The following is a 15,590-nucleotide window of genomic DNA, read 5'->3' on the forward strand; positions in this document are numbered from 1 at the left end:
CTGCGGCAGCTCCGTGCCATCGTCGCCACAACCGTCCGTCAGCGGCGGAACGACCTGTCCGACGATTTCCGCACGACCAGGCGAGGGGCGAGCAGACGCCCCTGGTGTGTTCGGCCTGGCGATGCGCTGAGTTCGTCGATGAGGAGTTCCATGATGGCCACGCTCACCTCGGTGAGCGGCTGGCCGACGCTGGACAGGTTCAGCGCGTACGCCGTCGGGGTGTCGTCGAAGCCGACGATCGCGATGTCTCTGCCGACTTCGAGGCCGCGTGCGGAGGCGGTGTGGTGTGCGCCGACAGCCAGGGTGTCCGAGGCCGTCACCACAGCGGTCGGTGGTTCGGGGTCGTCCAGGAAGGAGTCGAGCGTGTCGGCTCCGGCGTCCATGGTGTCGTCGACGCGGCGGTCCAGGTCGGTGGGCAGGCCGTGCCGCTGCATCGCGTAGTGCCAGGCGCGGGCGCGGCGGACGCCGACAGAGAAGCGCTCGGGCCAGCCGATGTAGGCGATGCGGCGGTGCCCGCGGGCGACGAGGTGGTCCACGGCTTCGGTCACGCCGGCTTCGTCGTCGACGTCCACCCAGGAGTACCCGGCGGTGCCGGTGGTGGTGCGACCGAAGGCGACGAACGGCACCCGCGCGGCCAGCAGCGCGGCGGGACGGGGGTCCTCGGCGACCACGTCGTAGAGGACGACGCCGTCCACGGCGCCGGTGCGCAGCAGCTGCGACGCGGTGACCACTTCGCTGTCCGCGTCGTCGGCGGTGAACAGCAGGACGTGCCGTCCGGCCGCACGGGCCGCTTCGCCGAGCGCATGCAGGAAACGGTCGTGCAGCGACCCTACGGCCTGGGGCGCGGTCGGCACGATGCGGAACCCGATCATCTGGGACGCGCTGACTCGCAAGGCCCGTGCGGCCCGGTTCGGCTGGTACCCGAGTTGGTGGATCGCCGCCTCCACCCGCTTGCGCGTCCTGGGCTGGACCTTGTCGGGGCGGTGAAGCACGTTCGACACCGTTTGGGCGGAGACCTTCGCCAGCCGGCCGACGTCGGCCAGGGTCACGGCGGGCTGGGCATCCTCGCGCTCAGCCCTGCTACCGCTCATGTGGATCCTTCCTGGCTCAGTTCAGCGAACAGAACAGTAGTGGAACGCTCCCATCATCGAGGTCGCACCGCGTGCGTGGTCGTCGTCGCGGATCGCGGCGGTCGGCCGAACAGCGACTGGAGGTCGTCGGTCAGCTGAACTCTCGGCACGGCGGCAGATCGGGGTACCCGAGGTCGGGCGTGCGGAACCACGAGTGGTCGACGGGTCTGCTCGGGCACCGTGCCCTGGAGGCGCAGCTCCATGCACGCCATCGGTTGGAAACTGGTCGAGATACCCCAAGGGGCGCTCAGCAACCGGGGCAGTGCGTGGCGGCCTGGTTCGGCTCACAAATCGCCTGTCATGTGACGACGGTGAATCCTTGTGGCGCCCGAACATCGAGCACCGTGCCGTCTCGGTCGATGGAGATGTCGAGCTCCTCGTCTGCCAGCCGCAGCCCGCGGACCTCGAGCGCGCCGACAGCACTGTGGGCGGGGGGTCGGACGGTGATCGTCCGGCGCGGTACGTCGACCTCAAGGCCGAGGAACGTCTGCACCAAGGCGATGGCCGACGCCGAGGACCACGCCTGCGGCCGGCAGGACGCCGGATACGGCACCGGACGGCCGGTTTCGCGGGGTCCGTAGCCCGCGAAGAGTTCGGGCAGTCGCCAGTCGAAGCGCTGCGCGGCGTGCAGGAGCTGTTCGGCGAGCGTGGCGGCCCGCTGCTGCTGTCCGGTCCGGGCCAGACCGCGGATGACGATCGCGGTGTCGTGCGGCCACACCGATCCGCAGTGGTAGCTCAGGGGCGAATATCCCTGCGCGCGCCGTGACATCGTGCGCAGCCCGAAACCGCTGGCCATGTCGGGTCCCACCAGGCGCGCGCCGATGGCCTCGGTCTCAGTCTGATCGATCAGTCCGGTACCCAGCAGGTGACCGATGTTGCTGGTCGGCGTGTCCACCGGGTTCTTCGCGCCGTCCAGGGCCAGGGCGGGAAACGGGCCCGCCTGGTCGCTGACCCAGAACTTCGTGCGGAAGGACGTGGCGAGGCGGTCCGCGTACTCGGCGAGGCCCGGCTCGTCGGCGCCCAAGGTGGACAGCAGGACGCCCGCTTTGCGCAGGGCCTCGTACTGGTAGCCCTGGACCTCGGCGAGCGCCATCGAGCCGGATGCGACCGTTCCGTCGGCGAAGCGGATCGCGTCACCCGAGTCCTTCCAACCCTGGTTGGTCAACCCGTGCCCGGACTCGTCGAGGTACTCCGCGAACCCGTCGCCGTCGGTGTCGGAGAACTCGGTGATCCAGCGCAGCGCGGCGCGCAGGTTGGGCAGCAGTGCGCGGACCTGGTCCTCGGGCATGCCCCACCGCCAGGCATCGTGCAACAGGCACACCCACAGCGAGGTCGCGTCGATGGTGCCGTAGTACAGCGCCGGCAACGAGAATTCGGGCGTCTGGAACGACGACCGTCGAAGCTCGTGCGGGATCTTCCCCGGTGCTTCTCCGGTGACCGGTTCGTGCCGGGTGCCCTGCAGTCGCGCGAGCGTGCGCAGTGTTCCGGCGGCGAGATCGACCGACAGCGGCAGCAGGAGGCGGGCGGCCCAGATGCTGTCGCGACCGAACAGCGTCAGGTACCAGGGAGCACCCGCGCCGAGGAACACGTCCTCCGGGTGATCGGCACCAGCCATGAGCATGGCGTTGAGGTCGCTGATCGACTGCTCGACCAGTCGGGCGAGCCGCGGGTCGTCGGCCCGCACGTGCGGTACGTCGAGTCGGATCGCGTCGCCCGCCACCAGCATCGGGTCGGCGTCGGTGATCGTGAGCTCCCACCGCAGCCGGACGACCGACCTGGCGGGTAGTGCCACGGCCCATCGGACGTTCGCGGTCGTGCCGTCGGACTCGACAGCCGCATCCGGCGCGGTGAGCACGACGTCGATGGGGCCCCGGCGCCACTGCGCCGAACCGTCGCGCACGCGGGGCGGATGAAGGCCGGGGGAGGGGATGCCGGACTTGATCGCGTCGATGCCCCCGAAGTCAGCTGCTGTCGCCAGTTCCACCGTGCAGGTCTGGTCCTCCGCCGCGGCGCTGACGAGGTCGAGCGTCTCCGCGAGGCCGCACGAGGTCACCGTGCGCCGTCTGTGCAGCCAGATGGTGGGGTCCGCGCCCGCATCACCGAGGCCGCGCAGCAGGCCGACGAACTCGCTGGTGTCCGCTGCGTGATCGGTGTGGCTGATGGGTTCCGGCTCGTGTCCGTCGACGGTGACCAGTGCCTGGCTGAGCACCCGGACGTCGCCGTGCAGCAGACCCTGTGTGCCGCGGTGACGGATCTGACCGTCGCTGCCGGCGAGCACGACGGACGGGGCGCGCAGCGTGACCGCGAGGTCGTGCAGCAAGGGCTGCCGTCCCACGACGGCCGTTTCGGAGAGCGGCGGGGGTGTGGACATGCCACGGATTTGAGCGTTAAAACTCCAGCCTGTCAAGCCATCTAGCGCGCTGGTTCGACGAGGCAGCCTTCACGCCTTGACAAACCACAAATGAGTGACCAGGATCTCCGGCCAGCTCGATTTTATCGATAAAATCGATCGCGCCAGCCGGCCAGGTTTGATCGTTCAAGTTCACGGCGACTGGACCGACGACCAGGATCACGAGGCGGTGGCAAGGTGAGTGACGACACTCAGGGCGAACAGGACACGTCCGGCTCCCGGGTCACATTGGAGAGCGTCGCGAAGCGTGCAGCTGTGTCGCGGCAGACGGTGTCCAATGTGCTCAACGCTCCGCATCGCGTGCGGCCGATGACCCTGCAGCGTGTTCACTCGGCGATCGCGGAACTCGGATACCGTCCGCTGCTGGCCGCCCGTCAGCTGCGCACCCAGCGTTCCCGCATCATCGGCCTGCGTCTGGAGCCGGTCCGGGACGGCATCAACGGCGCCGTTCTCGACCGCTTCCTGCACGCCTTGACCGAGGAAGCGCAACGGGGCGGGTACCGCACGATGCTGTTCACCGCGCACAGCGACGAGGACGAGATCGCCCGGTACAGCGAACTGCTCGCGACGACCAGCGTGGACGCGTTCGTCCTGACCAGCACGCATGGCGGTGATCCCAGGACGTCGTGGCTGACCCGGCAGGGCGTCCCGTTCGTCAGCTTCGGCCGGCCGTGGTCGGATACCGGTCGCCTCAGCGACACGGGGCACTCCTGGGTGGATGTCGACAACGCGCAGGGCACCCGAGCGGCGACGGAGTATCTGCTCTCCCAAGGCCACCGCAGGATCGCGTTCCTGGGCTGGCCCGCGGGCTCCGGAGTGGGCGACGAGCGTCGCGAAGGCTGGCGGCGGGCACTCTCGAAGGCCACCGCATGGTCCGCGAGCACCCTGGTGGCTCTCTCCGCAGAGACCACGGACAGCGTCGAGCACGGAGCCGAAGCGGCCGCCGGGCTGCTCGCCGCGAAGTACCGGCCCACGGCGATCGTCTGCGCTTCCGACTCGTTGGCCATCGGCGCCCTGTCCGCGGTCGCCGCGGAGCCCGTGGCCGTCGTCGGGTTCGACGACACCCCCGTCGCCGCGGCGCTGGGACTGAGCAGCGTGGCCCAACCGGTCGAGCGGGCCGCCTCGGACTGCTTCGAACTGCTCCTCGGTCACCTGGGCGCCACGTCCGCGATCTCCGCGAACCGCCTGCTCAAACCCGAACTCGTCGTTCGCCGCACCTCACCGGCCGCCGCCGGCTGACACCCCTCCGCCTTCCGTTCTTCCGTCCACCCCAAGCACTGTCAACCTAGGAGTGTGCAATGTTGCACCGACGTCGTTGGATCAGACTGTCCGTAGCGGCCGCTGTCGCAGTGTTGACCCTTTCCGCCTGCGGCTCGGGATTCGACTCCGCGAGCGGGGCCGACACTCCTGGTGACCTCACCGTCCTCATCGGAGCGTCCGGCGACGCGGAGACCAACGCGGTCAAGTCGGCGGTAGCGGCGTGGTCCGCGCAGTCCGGCACCAAGGCGGAGGTGGTCGTCGCATCGGACCTGTCCCAACAGCTCAGCCAGGGCTTCACGTCCGGCCGACCGGCTGACCTGTTCTACCTCAGCGGCGAGACCATGCCCGGCTTCGCGGCCAACGGTGCTCTGGAGCCCGTCGGTGAGCGACTGGCCAACGTCGGCGACTTCCACGACGCCATCAAGGCGTCCTTCACCTACAAGGGAAAGCTCTACGCCGCACCGAAGGACTTCTCGACGCTGGGCCTCGTGATCAACCGCGACGCCTGGGCAGCTGCCGGGCTGACCGACGCCGACATCCCGACCACGTGGGATCAACTCGCCGCCGTCGCCCGCAAGCTGACCACGCCAGGCCGAGTCGGGCTGTCGATGTCGCCGGAGTTCGCGCGGCTCGGGGTGTTCCTGGCCCAGGCGGGTGGCTGGCTCGTCGCACCGGACGGCAAGGCCGTCGCGGACTCGCCGGAGAACCTCCGGGCCCTGGAGTTCGTCAAGGGGATGCTCGCCGACGGATCGCTCAAGTTCTCCTCCGCCCTGGGCGCCGGGTGGGGCGGCGAGGCGTTCGGCAAAGGACTCGCCGCGATGACCATCGAGGGCAACTGGGTCGTCGGAGCCCTGAAGAACGACTTCCCCGCCATCAGCTACCGAGTGGCGGAACTTCCCGCAGGCCCCGGTGGGCGAGGCACCATGCAGTTCAACGGCGGCTGGGGTGTGGCGGCCGACTCCAAGAACAAGGACGCCGCCGTCAAGCTCGTCGAGTACCTGACCAACACCGACCGCCAGCTCGCCTTCGCCGACGCCTTCGGCGTGATGCCGTCGGTCAAGTCCGCCGCCCAGCAGTGGAAGACCAAGTTCCCGCAGCAGGCCGCGTTCCTGGCGGGCGGTGACTACGCCAAGAACATCCCGAACCTCGTCGGCATCAGCGACGTCATCAAGGACTTCAACTCCCAGATCGAAGGTCTGGTGACCCGTGACCCGAAGGCCGTGCTCGGCTCGGTGCAGCGCAATCTCCAGCCGCTCGTCGGCAAGTGACCGGAGCGCGACGTGGCCACCATGCTGTCGCACGCCCGGCGTCACCGGCCGTTCGGCCGGGACGCCATGGCGGGCTGGTTGTTCGTCCTGCCGGTGATCATCGTGCTCGGCCTGTTCCTGGTCCTGCCCGTCGTCATGGCGGCCTGGGTCAGCGTGTCGGACTGGACCGGCCGGGGAAGTCCCTTCTCCTCGACCGTGAACTTCGTCGGCATCGACAACTACCGGGACCTGTTGGGCGAGCCCGGCCTGGCGCAACGCGACTTCGGAACCTCCATCCGCAACAACGTCTACTACGTCCTGCTCGTCGTACCGACCCAGACCGCGGTCGCGCTGTTTCTCGCGGTCCTGGTCAACAAGAGGATCAAGTCGCGCGGCTTCTTCCGCACCGCCTTCTACTTCCCCTCCGTCACCAGCTCGGTCGCGATCACCGTCCTGTTCCTCTTCCTGTTCTCCGCCTCGGGTGCGGTCAACCGCATGCTGTCGTTCATCGGCCTGCGCGGGCCGAACTGGTTCGCCGATCCGCGAGGCATCATCCACATAGGACTGGGTTGGCTCGGCGTCGACCAGCCGCCCGCCGCGTTGACCGACGGCTCGCTGCTCGGTGTGAACTGGTGGGAGTGGGCGTCCGGGCCCAGTGTGGCGATGTGCGTGTTCATCGTTCTCGCGGTGTTCACCACATCGGGCACGTTCATGCTGTTGTTCCTGTCCGCTCTGCAGAACATCCAGGCAGAGATCGAGGAAGCCGCGATCGTGGACGGCACGACGGGCTGGCAGCGGTTCAGGCTGATCACCCTGCCGATGCTGCGACCCACGATCGCCACCGTGATCACCCTCGGCCTGGTCGGTACCTGGCAGGTGTTCGACCAGATCTACACCGGCACCAGAGGCGGACCGGCCAAGACGACCCTGACACCCGCCTACCAGTCCTACAGCGCGTCCTTCCTCAACCAGAACTGGGGACAGGGAGCGGCCATCGCGTTCGTGCTGTTCGCGATCATCGTCGTGCTCACCGCAGTTCAGCGTTCCCTGCTCAGGGAACGAGACAACGACGGCAAACCGGGACGGGTGCTTTCCACGCTCTCGTTCCGCAGAAACGCCGGAGGTGATTCGTGACCACAACCCTTCGAACCGCAATGCCCGCAGCAGTGCAGGTGCCGAAGCGCTCCGGCCTCGTCCGGCGCCAGATCGCCACCTCCTGCACCTATGCCGCGCTCGTGGTTCTGGCCGGCCTGTACATCCTGCCGTTCCTGATCGACGTGGCGAACTCCTTCAAGAGCGAGCCCGATGCTGCCGCCGACCCTCTGGGACTGATCCCCGCGACCGCGACCTCGGCCGCCTACCAGCGACTCTTCCAGGCCGACTTCCCCAACTGGTTCAAGAACTCCGTGATCATCACGGTCACGGTGACCGCCGGCAGGGTGTTCTTCGACTGTCTCGCGGGCTATGCACTGGCGCGGTTGAGCTTCACCGGTCGGCGGGTGGTCTTCGCCCTGCTGATCGCCGTCATGGCGGTGCCCAACGTCGTGCTCCTCATCCCGAAGTTCCTCGTCCTCAACCAACTGGGCATGTACGACTCCTACGCCGGCCTGATCATCCCGTTGCTGGTCGACGCGGCGGGAGTCCTGATCATGAAGACCTTCTTCGAGTCGATCCCGACCGCCGTCGAGGAAGCCGCGAAGATCGACGGGGCAGGCACGTTCCGCAGGTTCTGGTCGATCGTGCTGCCGATGTCACGGCCTGCCGTGATCACCATCGTGATCCTGTCGTTCCAGGCGTCCTGGAACGAACTGTCCCACTTCATCGTCGCCGCCCAGGACCCGGAGCTGACCCCCCTGACCAAGGGCGTGGCCCAGCTCGCCTCCGGAGCCCTCAGCTCAGGCACCCAGTACCCGATCAAGCTGGCCGGTGCGGCGGTCATGACCATCCCGGTCGCGGTCCTGTTCTTCGTGTTCCAGCGCAGGATCATGAACGCGGCGGGTGGAGCTGTGAAGGAGTGAGCAGTTCGCACAAGCCGCATGGTTCATCTGTTTCATGATCTACGTCGTGCGCCACGGGCGTTGCGACCAGCCGTGGCGGCCGATGCGGCCGGACCGCCACCCGGCCCGGCGCCACCTCCCCCTGGCGCCGGGCTCGGACCTCGCCGCGGCTCAGATGGCGGAAACCCGCCATCACCGGACTGCGAATTTCTGTGACCTGTGTGCGTGTCGCCGGGTCTCCTCATCGTGAGGGGACACTTGTGAAGGGTTGAGGTGAGGGTGTGGACGCCCAGCACTGCAGGCACCGAGCGGTTGCGGCCGATGAGCGATGACGCGGAACTGACCCAGCGGGTCAGGGCTGGTGACGACCGGGCTGTCACAGAGCTCTATCGGCGACACCACCCCGCCGTCCTCGCCCTGTCGCGGCGTCTGTGCGCGGATCACCAGGCCGCGGAGGATTTGGCCAACGAGGCGTTCACCCGAACCCTGCGAACCATCCGTGCGGGATCGGGCGGCCCGTCGGACGGGTGGCGTCCCTACTTGTACGCGGTGGTGCGCAACACCGCGGCCGAGTGGGCCCGGGACCACGGCCGCGTGGTTCTCACGGCCGACTACCAGGACCTCGAGTCCGACCTCTCGGCTGCGGCGGCGCCTGAACTCCCGGACGAGCTCGTCACCCGTGCCTTCCAGTCCCTGCCAGTGCGGTCGCGGCACGTGCTGTGGCACACCCTTGTCGAGGACGAACCGCCCGAGCGGGTCGCGAGCATGCTCGGCATCACCCGCGAGCACGTGAACGTGCTGGCACAGCGTGCCCGTGAAGGCCTGCGCACGGCATATCTGGCTGCGCACGTGGAGACCGGCTCCGCCGAGTGCCGAGAGTTCGCCGACCGGCTGGCGGCGATCGTGCGAAACCCGAAACGCCGCATTCCACGAGCACTCCGCGAACATCTGGACGACTGCCCGAACTGCGCGCGGGCGCAGCGCGAACTGCGCGATCTCAACACCACGCTGCGCGCTGCTCTCCCGCTCGCCGCTCTGCCGTTCGTGGTGGAGAAAGCGGCCCCGGCGTCCGCGGCGACGGGATCGTCGGGACTGTTCGCCGGACTGCCGAACTGGGCGGTCCCGGCCGGCGTGGCGTCGGCCGGCATCGGCATCACCGCAGCTCTCCTTTTCGGGCCGGACGCGGAAGAGCCGTCGCTGCCGACGACAGCACCGACACAGAGCCAGACGGCACCAGCCACCTCAACGTCCCCGAGCCGGTCATCCTCAGCGGTACCGATCGCACCGTCCACGACGACGACCGTCGTGACGGGTACACGGATCACCTTCGCCGGAAAGTGCGTTGGCGAGTCCAGCGGGGAGATCAGCGCGCTTCCTTGTGCCGATCCGTCAACGGCATGGCGCCGCAATGATGCCGGGGGCGGATTACAGCTGATCAACGTTGTCAGCGGGCGTTGCCTGACGGCGGGCGAGCAGTACGACACCACGGCGTTCAACGGCACCGGCATGCGGGCGGTGCGGCTCGCCCCCTGCGACGCCACCGACGCTCAGCGCTGGCACACGCCGGGATTCTCCGACGGCGTCCCGCGGCTGGTCAGCGTCCCCACCGGCGCGGCACTGTCCATCGGGGAGCGGACCGCGGGCAAACCCGCACCCACCGCCTTCATCCTGTACATGCCCTACACCAACGCACCTCAGCAACGGATCACTCTCGACTGAGATCCGGCGAAGAAATACGCGAACATGGTCGGTGATCCCGGAAACGATCCGTGCCCCCGCGTTGGCCTGCCCTGCTTGACCGCGTAGAAGATCACTAACGTGAGGACGAACGGGTGCGTTCGTTGTGCGGTTGTCGTGCTGGTCGCACTTCGGCCGGGAGTGTCGTGGCGAGTGGTGTGCCAGGCCACCAGTTCCTGCGGCCGAGCAGTGCCATCACGGCGGGCAGCAGCAGCCCGCGCACGACGGTGACGTCCAGCAGCACCGCCACCGCCATGCCGACGCCGATCTCCTTGACCGCCACGAGCTCGCCCAACGCGAAGCCGAGGAAGACGACGCCGATGGATAGTGCGCCACCGGTGACCACGGGACCGGTTGCGACGATTCCCGCCAGGACGGCCCGGTTGTTGGCCTGGTGGTCGCCGGGGCCGCGGCGCTCCCATTCCTCCTTGATGCGGGCGAGCAGGAAGACTTCGTAGTCCATCGACAGACCGAAGATGAAAACGGACAGCAGCAGGGGTGTGGTGAGGTCGAGGGCACCCCAGGAGTCGAAGCCGAGCAGGCTCGAAGCCCAGCCCCACTGGAAGATCGCGACCATCACACCGAGCGTCGCCGTGAGCGTCAGGATGTTCATGATCAATGCTTTCACCGGCACCACCACCGAGCCGGTCAGGACGAACAGCAGCAGTGCGGTGGCGACGATGACGACGAGCAGTGCGGTGGGAAGCAGGCCGGCGGTGGCGTCCTTGGCGTCGACCAACTCCGCGGCGGATCCCGCGACCAGCACCGGGACAGGGCTGTTCATGGCCCGGATGTCGCGGACCAGTTGCTGGGCACGTTCGCTGGACGTCTGCTGACGCGGGATCACGTCCACGATCGTCACGCCCGGCGGCAGGTCGGCACGTCGGTCCACATCCTTCACCCCGCTGAGCTCGTTCAGCTCGGCGAGCAGGGCGGAAACTGCGGCACCGTCGGCTTCAGCCTGGATGACAAGGGTGATCGGTTGGATGTTGCTGGACGCGAACTCGCGCTCGACGATCTCGGCGACCTGCCGTTCCTGGCTGCCGGCCGGGAGCGACCGGGCGTCGGAGTTGCCGAGATCGAGGTGCAGGACCGGCAGGCTCAGTAGGAGCAGCCCGGCCGTCACGCCGAACGCCACCCCGGCGGGCCACCGTTGCGCGAACGCGGCCAGACCGGCCAGGACTCCCGGTCCGCGCCGCCGGTCTCGCCGCCACACCCACGTGCGGGCGCCAGGCTGTGGAATGTGCTGGTGCGCCACGGCGATCAGGGCGGGGATGAGGGTCAGTCCCGCTGCCGTGGCCAGAACGACAACGAGCGCACCGCCCATGGCCATGGCCGCCAGCAACGGATCGCCGAAGACGGCCAGTCCGGCGAGCGTGACGCCGACGGCGAGGCCGGACACCACCACTGCGCTTCCGGCAGTGGCCACGGTCCGGGCCAGCAGCTCCGGGACGGGAGCGTCCCGGTCGGCGGCCCGTTCGTCGCGGAACCGGGCCACGATCAGCAGGCTGTAGTCGACGGCCAGGCCGATGCCCAGCAGGGTCACCACATTGACCGCGTACTCGCTGACCGGTGTCACACCGGCCAGCGCGGTCAACGCGAGCAGGGTGCCGGCGATGGTAGCCAGGGCAGCCGCCAGGGGAAGGCTCCCCGCGGCCAGACCGCCCAGGAGGACAACGAGCACCACGACCAGCACCGCCAGGGCAAGGGACTCACCGAACGCGGCGTCCGCGATTGCCTGCTCGCCGAACCTGCGCTCTGCCAGCAGTTTGCCTCCGAGCAGCAGCTCGGGGACCTCGACACGGCGGAGTGCGGCGGCCACCTGGTCGGCGACTGCCAGAGCGTCCTTTTTGGACAGCTCTGGACGAAGCTTGACGGTCACCAGTGACTTCTGGCTGTCGTCCGATACCCGATAGGCGCCGGTCGTGTAGGAGTCGGTCACCTCGGCCACTCCGGGGATGGCGCGGATGTCGAACATCACCCGGCTGGCGTTGTCGATCAGGTCGGTGGCATTGAACTGCCGTCCGGCGAGCACGGCCACGATCACCTCGCCGTCGGCCGACATCTCGTCGATGCGAGCCTGTGCCACGGCGGACTCGGTGGTGGAACGCAGGCTGCCGACCGGTTGTGTCCGGTCGAACACGGCACCGCCGAACATAGCGCCCGCCAGCGTGACGAGGACCCACGCGACGAGCACGGGGACACGCCGTCGGGCGGCCCACCGACCCAGACCTGCCAACATCGCGACCTCCACTAGGGCAAGGCACATGGCGGGGTACAGCGCGGCCGGGCGACGACGTGCCGTCGCCCGGCCGCGCCGGTGGATCAGGCGATGGGCTCGATCCAGATGTTGCGGAACCGCGGGTTCTCACCGGGGTCGTTGTGGTCCTGCAGGCGGATCGCGGCGGGCGTCGGTCCTTCCGGGATGTTGCCGCCGGTGCCGCCGTCGATGGCCACGTCGTTGTGCACCACCTCGCCGTTCCAGACGACGGTCACCCGCGCGTTGTCGACCTTCGCTCCGGCGCTGTTGTAACGCGCCGCGCGGAACGTGATGTCGTAGGTCTGCCATGTGCCCGGAGCGGTCGCCATGTTGCGGTCCGGCGCGCGCTTGTCGTAGATCGCGCCCGCCTCGTTGTTGGCCAACGTGGTGTCGCCGTAGGAGTCCAGCACCTGGATCTCGTAGCGCTCCTGCAGGTAGATCCCGCTGTTGCCGCGCTGCTGCCCGGTCACCTGCGGTGGGTAGCTGGGTTCCATCCACTCGACGTGCAGCTTGAAGTCGCCGAACGTCTGCTTGGTGCGGATGTCACCGCCGAAGGACTCCATGGAGCCGTTGGCGACGGGCCATGTCGCCGCGCCACCCGTGCCGTTCTGCCACGCGTCGAGATTGGCGCCGTCGAACAGGGTGATCCGCTGAGCCGGTGTCACCGTGATGTGGTCGAGGTTGACGTGGCCGGTGTCGCCGGTGTCGTACTTGTAGGCGATGGTGTTGGCGCCGGCTTTCAGGTCTAGCGCCTCCATCTGTGTCGCCCAGGTGTCCCAGTTGCCGGTGTCGGCCAGCCGGACCTGTTTCACCTTGGCACCGTTGACGTAGACGCTCACCGACTTGGTGCCGGTGAACGGGTGCGGCCCGTTGGAGTACCGAAGCCCGACGTTGTGCACGCCGGCAGCGGCCGCCTGCACCGTGAACGTCGTTGTCGCGCCGACGCTCCCGTAGCCGTCCACGAACCCACTGCCCGAGTAGTTCCGGTGGTCGGTGTTGACCTTCGCCCCACCGGTCAACCCCGCACTCTCCGCCTCGTGGACGAGTGGCGTGGCCACGGTGACGCGGTCCAGGTTGACGTGACCGGTGTCGCCGGTGTCGTACTTGTACGCGATGGTGTTGGCGCCCGCTTTCAGGTTCAGCGCCTCGACCTGCGTCGCCCACGTGTCCCAGTTGCCGGTGGAAGCCAACTGCACCTGTTTCACCTTGGCACCGTTGACGTAGACGCTCACCGACTTGGTGCCGGTGAACGGGTTCGGCCCGTTGGAGTACCGAAGCCCGACGTTGTACGTTCCCGCCGACGCCACGTTCATCGCGAACGTGGTCGTGGCGCCCTGGGTCCAGTACCCGTCGATGAACCCGTCACCCGAGGCGTTGGCGTGGTTGGTTGCCCAATGCGCACCGCCGCTCATGGCGGCGCTCTCGGCCTCGTAGTCCGGCTCCGCGATCGCGCCGCCGGTGGTCGAGTTGAGCGTGTACCAGGCTTCGGTGCTCCACAGCTCCTGTCCGGAGGTGGAGGTGAACGAGCGCGGCGAGCGCAGGTACACCACGCGTCCGGGCTTGAGGCCCGCCAGCTTGACCGTCACCTTCCGGCCGTCGGCGGACGGCGTCGCGGAGGAGACCGTCAGGGTTTCGTTGTCGATCTTGCTGCCGCCGTAGCGCGGGCTGGCCACGTAGCGCCACTGGCTCGCCTGGTAGCGGCCGGCGAGCCCGATGAGGGTCGCGGCGGACAGCGGCTGGGTGTACTCGACTTCGAACCCGCCGTCGACCGCGCGCATCGCGAGGATGTCGAAGGCGTTGCCGCCGTTGGGGGTCAGCTTCTGCAGGCCGTGCCAGAGCTTGCCCGCCTGGCCCCAGTTGCCCGCCTCACCGATGCCGCCGGCGTAGATCGCGCCGTCCGGGCCGACGCTGATCCGGTTGACACCGGCCTCCAGGCCCTGGGTCATCCGGAAGACCGCACCCTGGTACTCGCCGTTGACCTTCTCCAGGAACGCCCGCTGGATACCGCCGTAGGTCACGTCGCCGAAGATCATCTGGCCTTTGAACGTGCCTTCGGTGAGCTGCAGCGGCGTGCTGGGCGAGTTCGCGATCTCGTTCTGCGGCAACCACAACACCGGCTGCGCCACGGGGGTGTGGTCGAACCGCCCGCTCGGGTTCAGGTGGTTGTTGTGGAACGAGCCCGGCTTGATGTGCACCAGCTTGTTCGCCGGCATGTACTCGCCCTGGTTGTCGGTGACGAAGATGCCGTCCTCCGGGCCCCATCCGATACCGTTGGGCGTGCGGAGGCCGCCCGCGAAGTACTCCACGGCGCCGGTCGCCTTGTTGATCTTGAGCGTGGAGCCCCGGTCGGGTGCGGGCTGGGGGTTGGTGGTCGCGCCGCCCCTGTTGATGGACACGGACAGGTTGAGGTAGAAGGACCCGTCCTTGTAGAGCAGCCCGAAGGCGAACTCGTGGAAGTTCCCGCCGTACGGCCAGGTCGCCACGGTCCGCAGGTTGTCGGCGATCTCGTCACCGTTGGTGTCGTTGAGCTCCACCAGCCGCGACTTCTCCGACACGTACAGCTTGCCGTCCACGTACTTGATCCCCATCGGTTCCTGCAGCCCCGTGGCGATGGTCTTCCTCGTCACCCGCTCGGGCGAGGTGTCGCCGGTGACGTTGCCCAGCAGATGGACCTCGCCGAGCTTGTTGTCCGTGCCGCCCCACGTGGCGATCGCCAGACGGCCGTCCGGTAACCAGTCCATCGCGCTGACCCTCGGCTCGTAACCGCTGGGACGCAGGTTGGTCAACGTGTAGTTCGGGTGCACGGCGGTCAGCGGAAGTCCGTCACCGGGGGAGTCGCTCACGCCCTCGCAGAACTTCTGGTTCGGGTCGGTGACCCGCACGGCATCGTCGGTCGTCAGCGCCGAATTCGGCACCGTGACGAACTGCGAGGTGCCCGGCGGTCGCCACTCCAGCTTGAGCCGCTGCCCGTAGAGGTGGTCGAAGTGGTCTACCCGCAGAGCGTGTGAGCCGGCGGTGAGCGTGGTGGTGCCCTCTACGGCGACGTCTCCGTGCCGGCCGTCGTTGACGATGATCTGGTTGCCGCCGATGCGCAGCCGCGAGCCGTCGTCACTGGTGAGCCGAAACGTGTACGAGCCGGCCGTCGTGACGTTGAGGTGTCCCTCGACCTCCGTCAGGAACCTGTCGGTGGGGCCGGCCCCCTGATTCTGGAAGTCGGAATCGGCGGACCAGTCGATCGTGGGCATCACTTTGTCGACGTTGGGTGTCTGCCTCGGCTTGAGGGTGCAGAGCTTGTCCAGTTCGACCCGCATGTCGTACGTCCGCAGGGTGACACCGGGTACCTGCTTCGCCTGAGCGTTGACCTGTCCCGGAATCACCAGGGGCGACAGCATTGCGCACAACAGAGCGAGTGCAGAGGTGATTGTTCGTTTTCGAGCAGTGGTCGACATTGACCTGTTTCCTTCCGGATCGGCCAGCGAAATCCACTAGGGGCGGCCAGTGAGTCAAACTGTCGAATATGCACGCTACCTGCGCCGGAGGCCTGCCGAT

At 68.1% G+C, this 15,590-nt stretch carries 9 protein-coding genes; 5 read left to right on the top strand and 4 right to left on the bottom strand.

Annotated elements, in window-relative coordinates; all coding sequences use genetic code 11:
* Nucleotides 1–38: 38 nt before the first annotated feature.
* Nucleotides 39–1,091, bottom strand: coding sequence for a LacI family DNA-binding transcriptional regulator (locus tag JOD27_RS00180; RefSeq protein WP_204760062.1), 1,053 nt, complete (start codon nt 1,089–1,091; stop codon nt 39–41).
* A gap of 337 nt (nt 1,092–1,428) precedes the next feature.
* Nucleotides 1,429–3,501 carry a glycogen debranching N-terminal domain-containing protein gene (locus JOD27_RS00185; protein ID WP_204760063.1) on the bottom strand — a complete coding sequence of 691 codons (2,073 nt, stop codon included), beginning with the start codon at nt 3,499–3,501 and terminating at the stop codon, nt 1,429–1,431.
* Nucleotides 3,502–3,717: 216 nt separating this feature from the next.
* On the opposite strand from JOD27_RS00185, the gene JOD27_RS00190 reads away from it, so the two are divergent.
* The 5 genes from JOD27_RS00190 to JOD27_RS00210 all read left to right on the top strand — a co-directional run bounded on the left by JOD27_RS00190 (nt 3,718) and on the right by JOD27_RS00210 (nt 9,763).
* The gene (locus JOD27_RS00190; RefSeq protein ID WP_204760064.1) at nt 3,718–4,779 is read left to right on the top strand and encodes a LacI family DNA-binding transcriptional regulator; all 1,062 of its coding nucleotides are present in this window, start codon (nt 3,718–3,720) and stop codon (nt 4,777–4,779) included.
* Between the two features lie 113 nt (nt 4,780–4,892).
* Entirely contained in the window at nt 4,893–6,068 is a 1,176-nt protein-coding gene (locus JOD27_RS00195; RefSeq protein WP_204760065.1) for a sugar ABC transporter substrate-binding protein, read from the top strand.
* Nucleotides 6,069–6,089: 21 nt separating this feature from the next.
* The gene (locus JOD27_RS00200) at nt 6,090–7,181 is read left to right on the top strand and encodes a carbohydrate ABC transporter permease (protein ID WP_204761084.1); all 1,092 of its coding nucleotides are present in this window, start codon (nt 6,090–6,092) and stop codon (nt 7,179–7,181) included.
* 20 nt (nt 7,182–7,201) lie between these two features.
* Nucleotides 7,202–8,065 carry a carbohydrate ABC transporter permease gene (locus tag JOD27_RS00205; protein ID WP_204760066.1) on the top strand — a complete coding sequence of 288 codons (864 nt, stop codon included), beginning with the start codon at nt 7,202–7,204 and terminating at the stop codon, nt 8,063–8,065.
* A gap of 300 nt (nt 8,066–8,365) precedes the next feature.
* Entirely contained in the window at nt 8,366–9,763 is a 1,398-nt protein-coding gene (locus JOD27_RS00210) for a sigma-70 family RNA polymerase sigma factor (protein WP_204760067.1), read from the top strand.
* A 94-nt stretch (nt 9,764–9,857) separates the two neighbouring features.
* Here JOD27_RS00210 and JOD27_RS00215 read toward each other — a convergent pair whose 3' ends face one another.
* Together JOD27_RS00215 and JOD27_RS00220 are read right to left on the bottom strand one after the other, a co-directional pair.
* Nucleotides 9,858–11,978, bottom strand: coding sequence for an MMPL family transporter (locus JOD27_RS00215; protein WP_204760068.1), 2,121 nt, complete (start codon nt 11,976–11,978; stop codon nt 9,858–9,860).
* A 128-nt stretch (nt 11,979–12,106) separates the two neighbouring features.
* Complete coding sequence (locus tag JOD27_RS00220; protein ID WP_372441655.1) at nt 12,107–15,490, bottom strand: 3-keto-alpha-glucoside-1,2-lyase-like domain-containing protein; 3,384 nt, start codon at nt 15,488–15,490, stop codon at nt 12,107–12,109.
* Nucleotides 15,491–15,590: the final 100 nt, after the last annotated feature.

The sequence above is a fragment of the Lentzea nigeriaca genome (assembly GCF_016907955.1).
In the GTDB taxonomy this organism is placed as follows: domain Bacteria; phylum Actinomycetota; class Actinomycetes; order Mycobacteriales; family Pseudonocardiaceae; genus Lentzea; species Lentzea nigeriaca.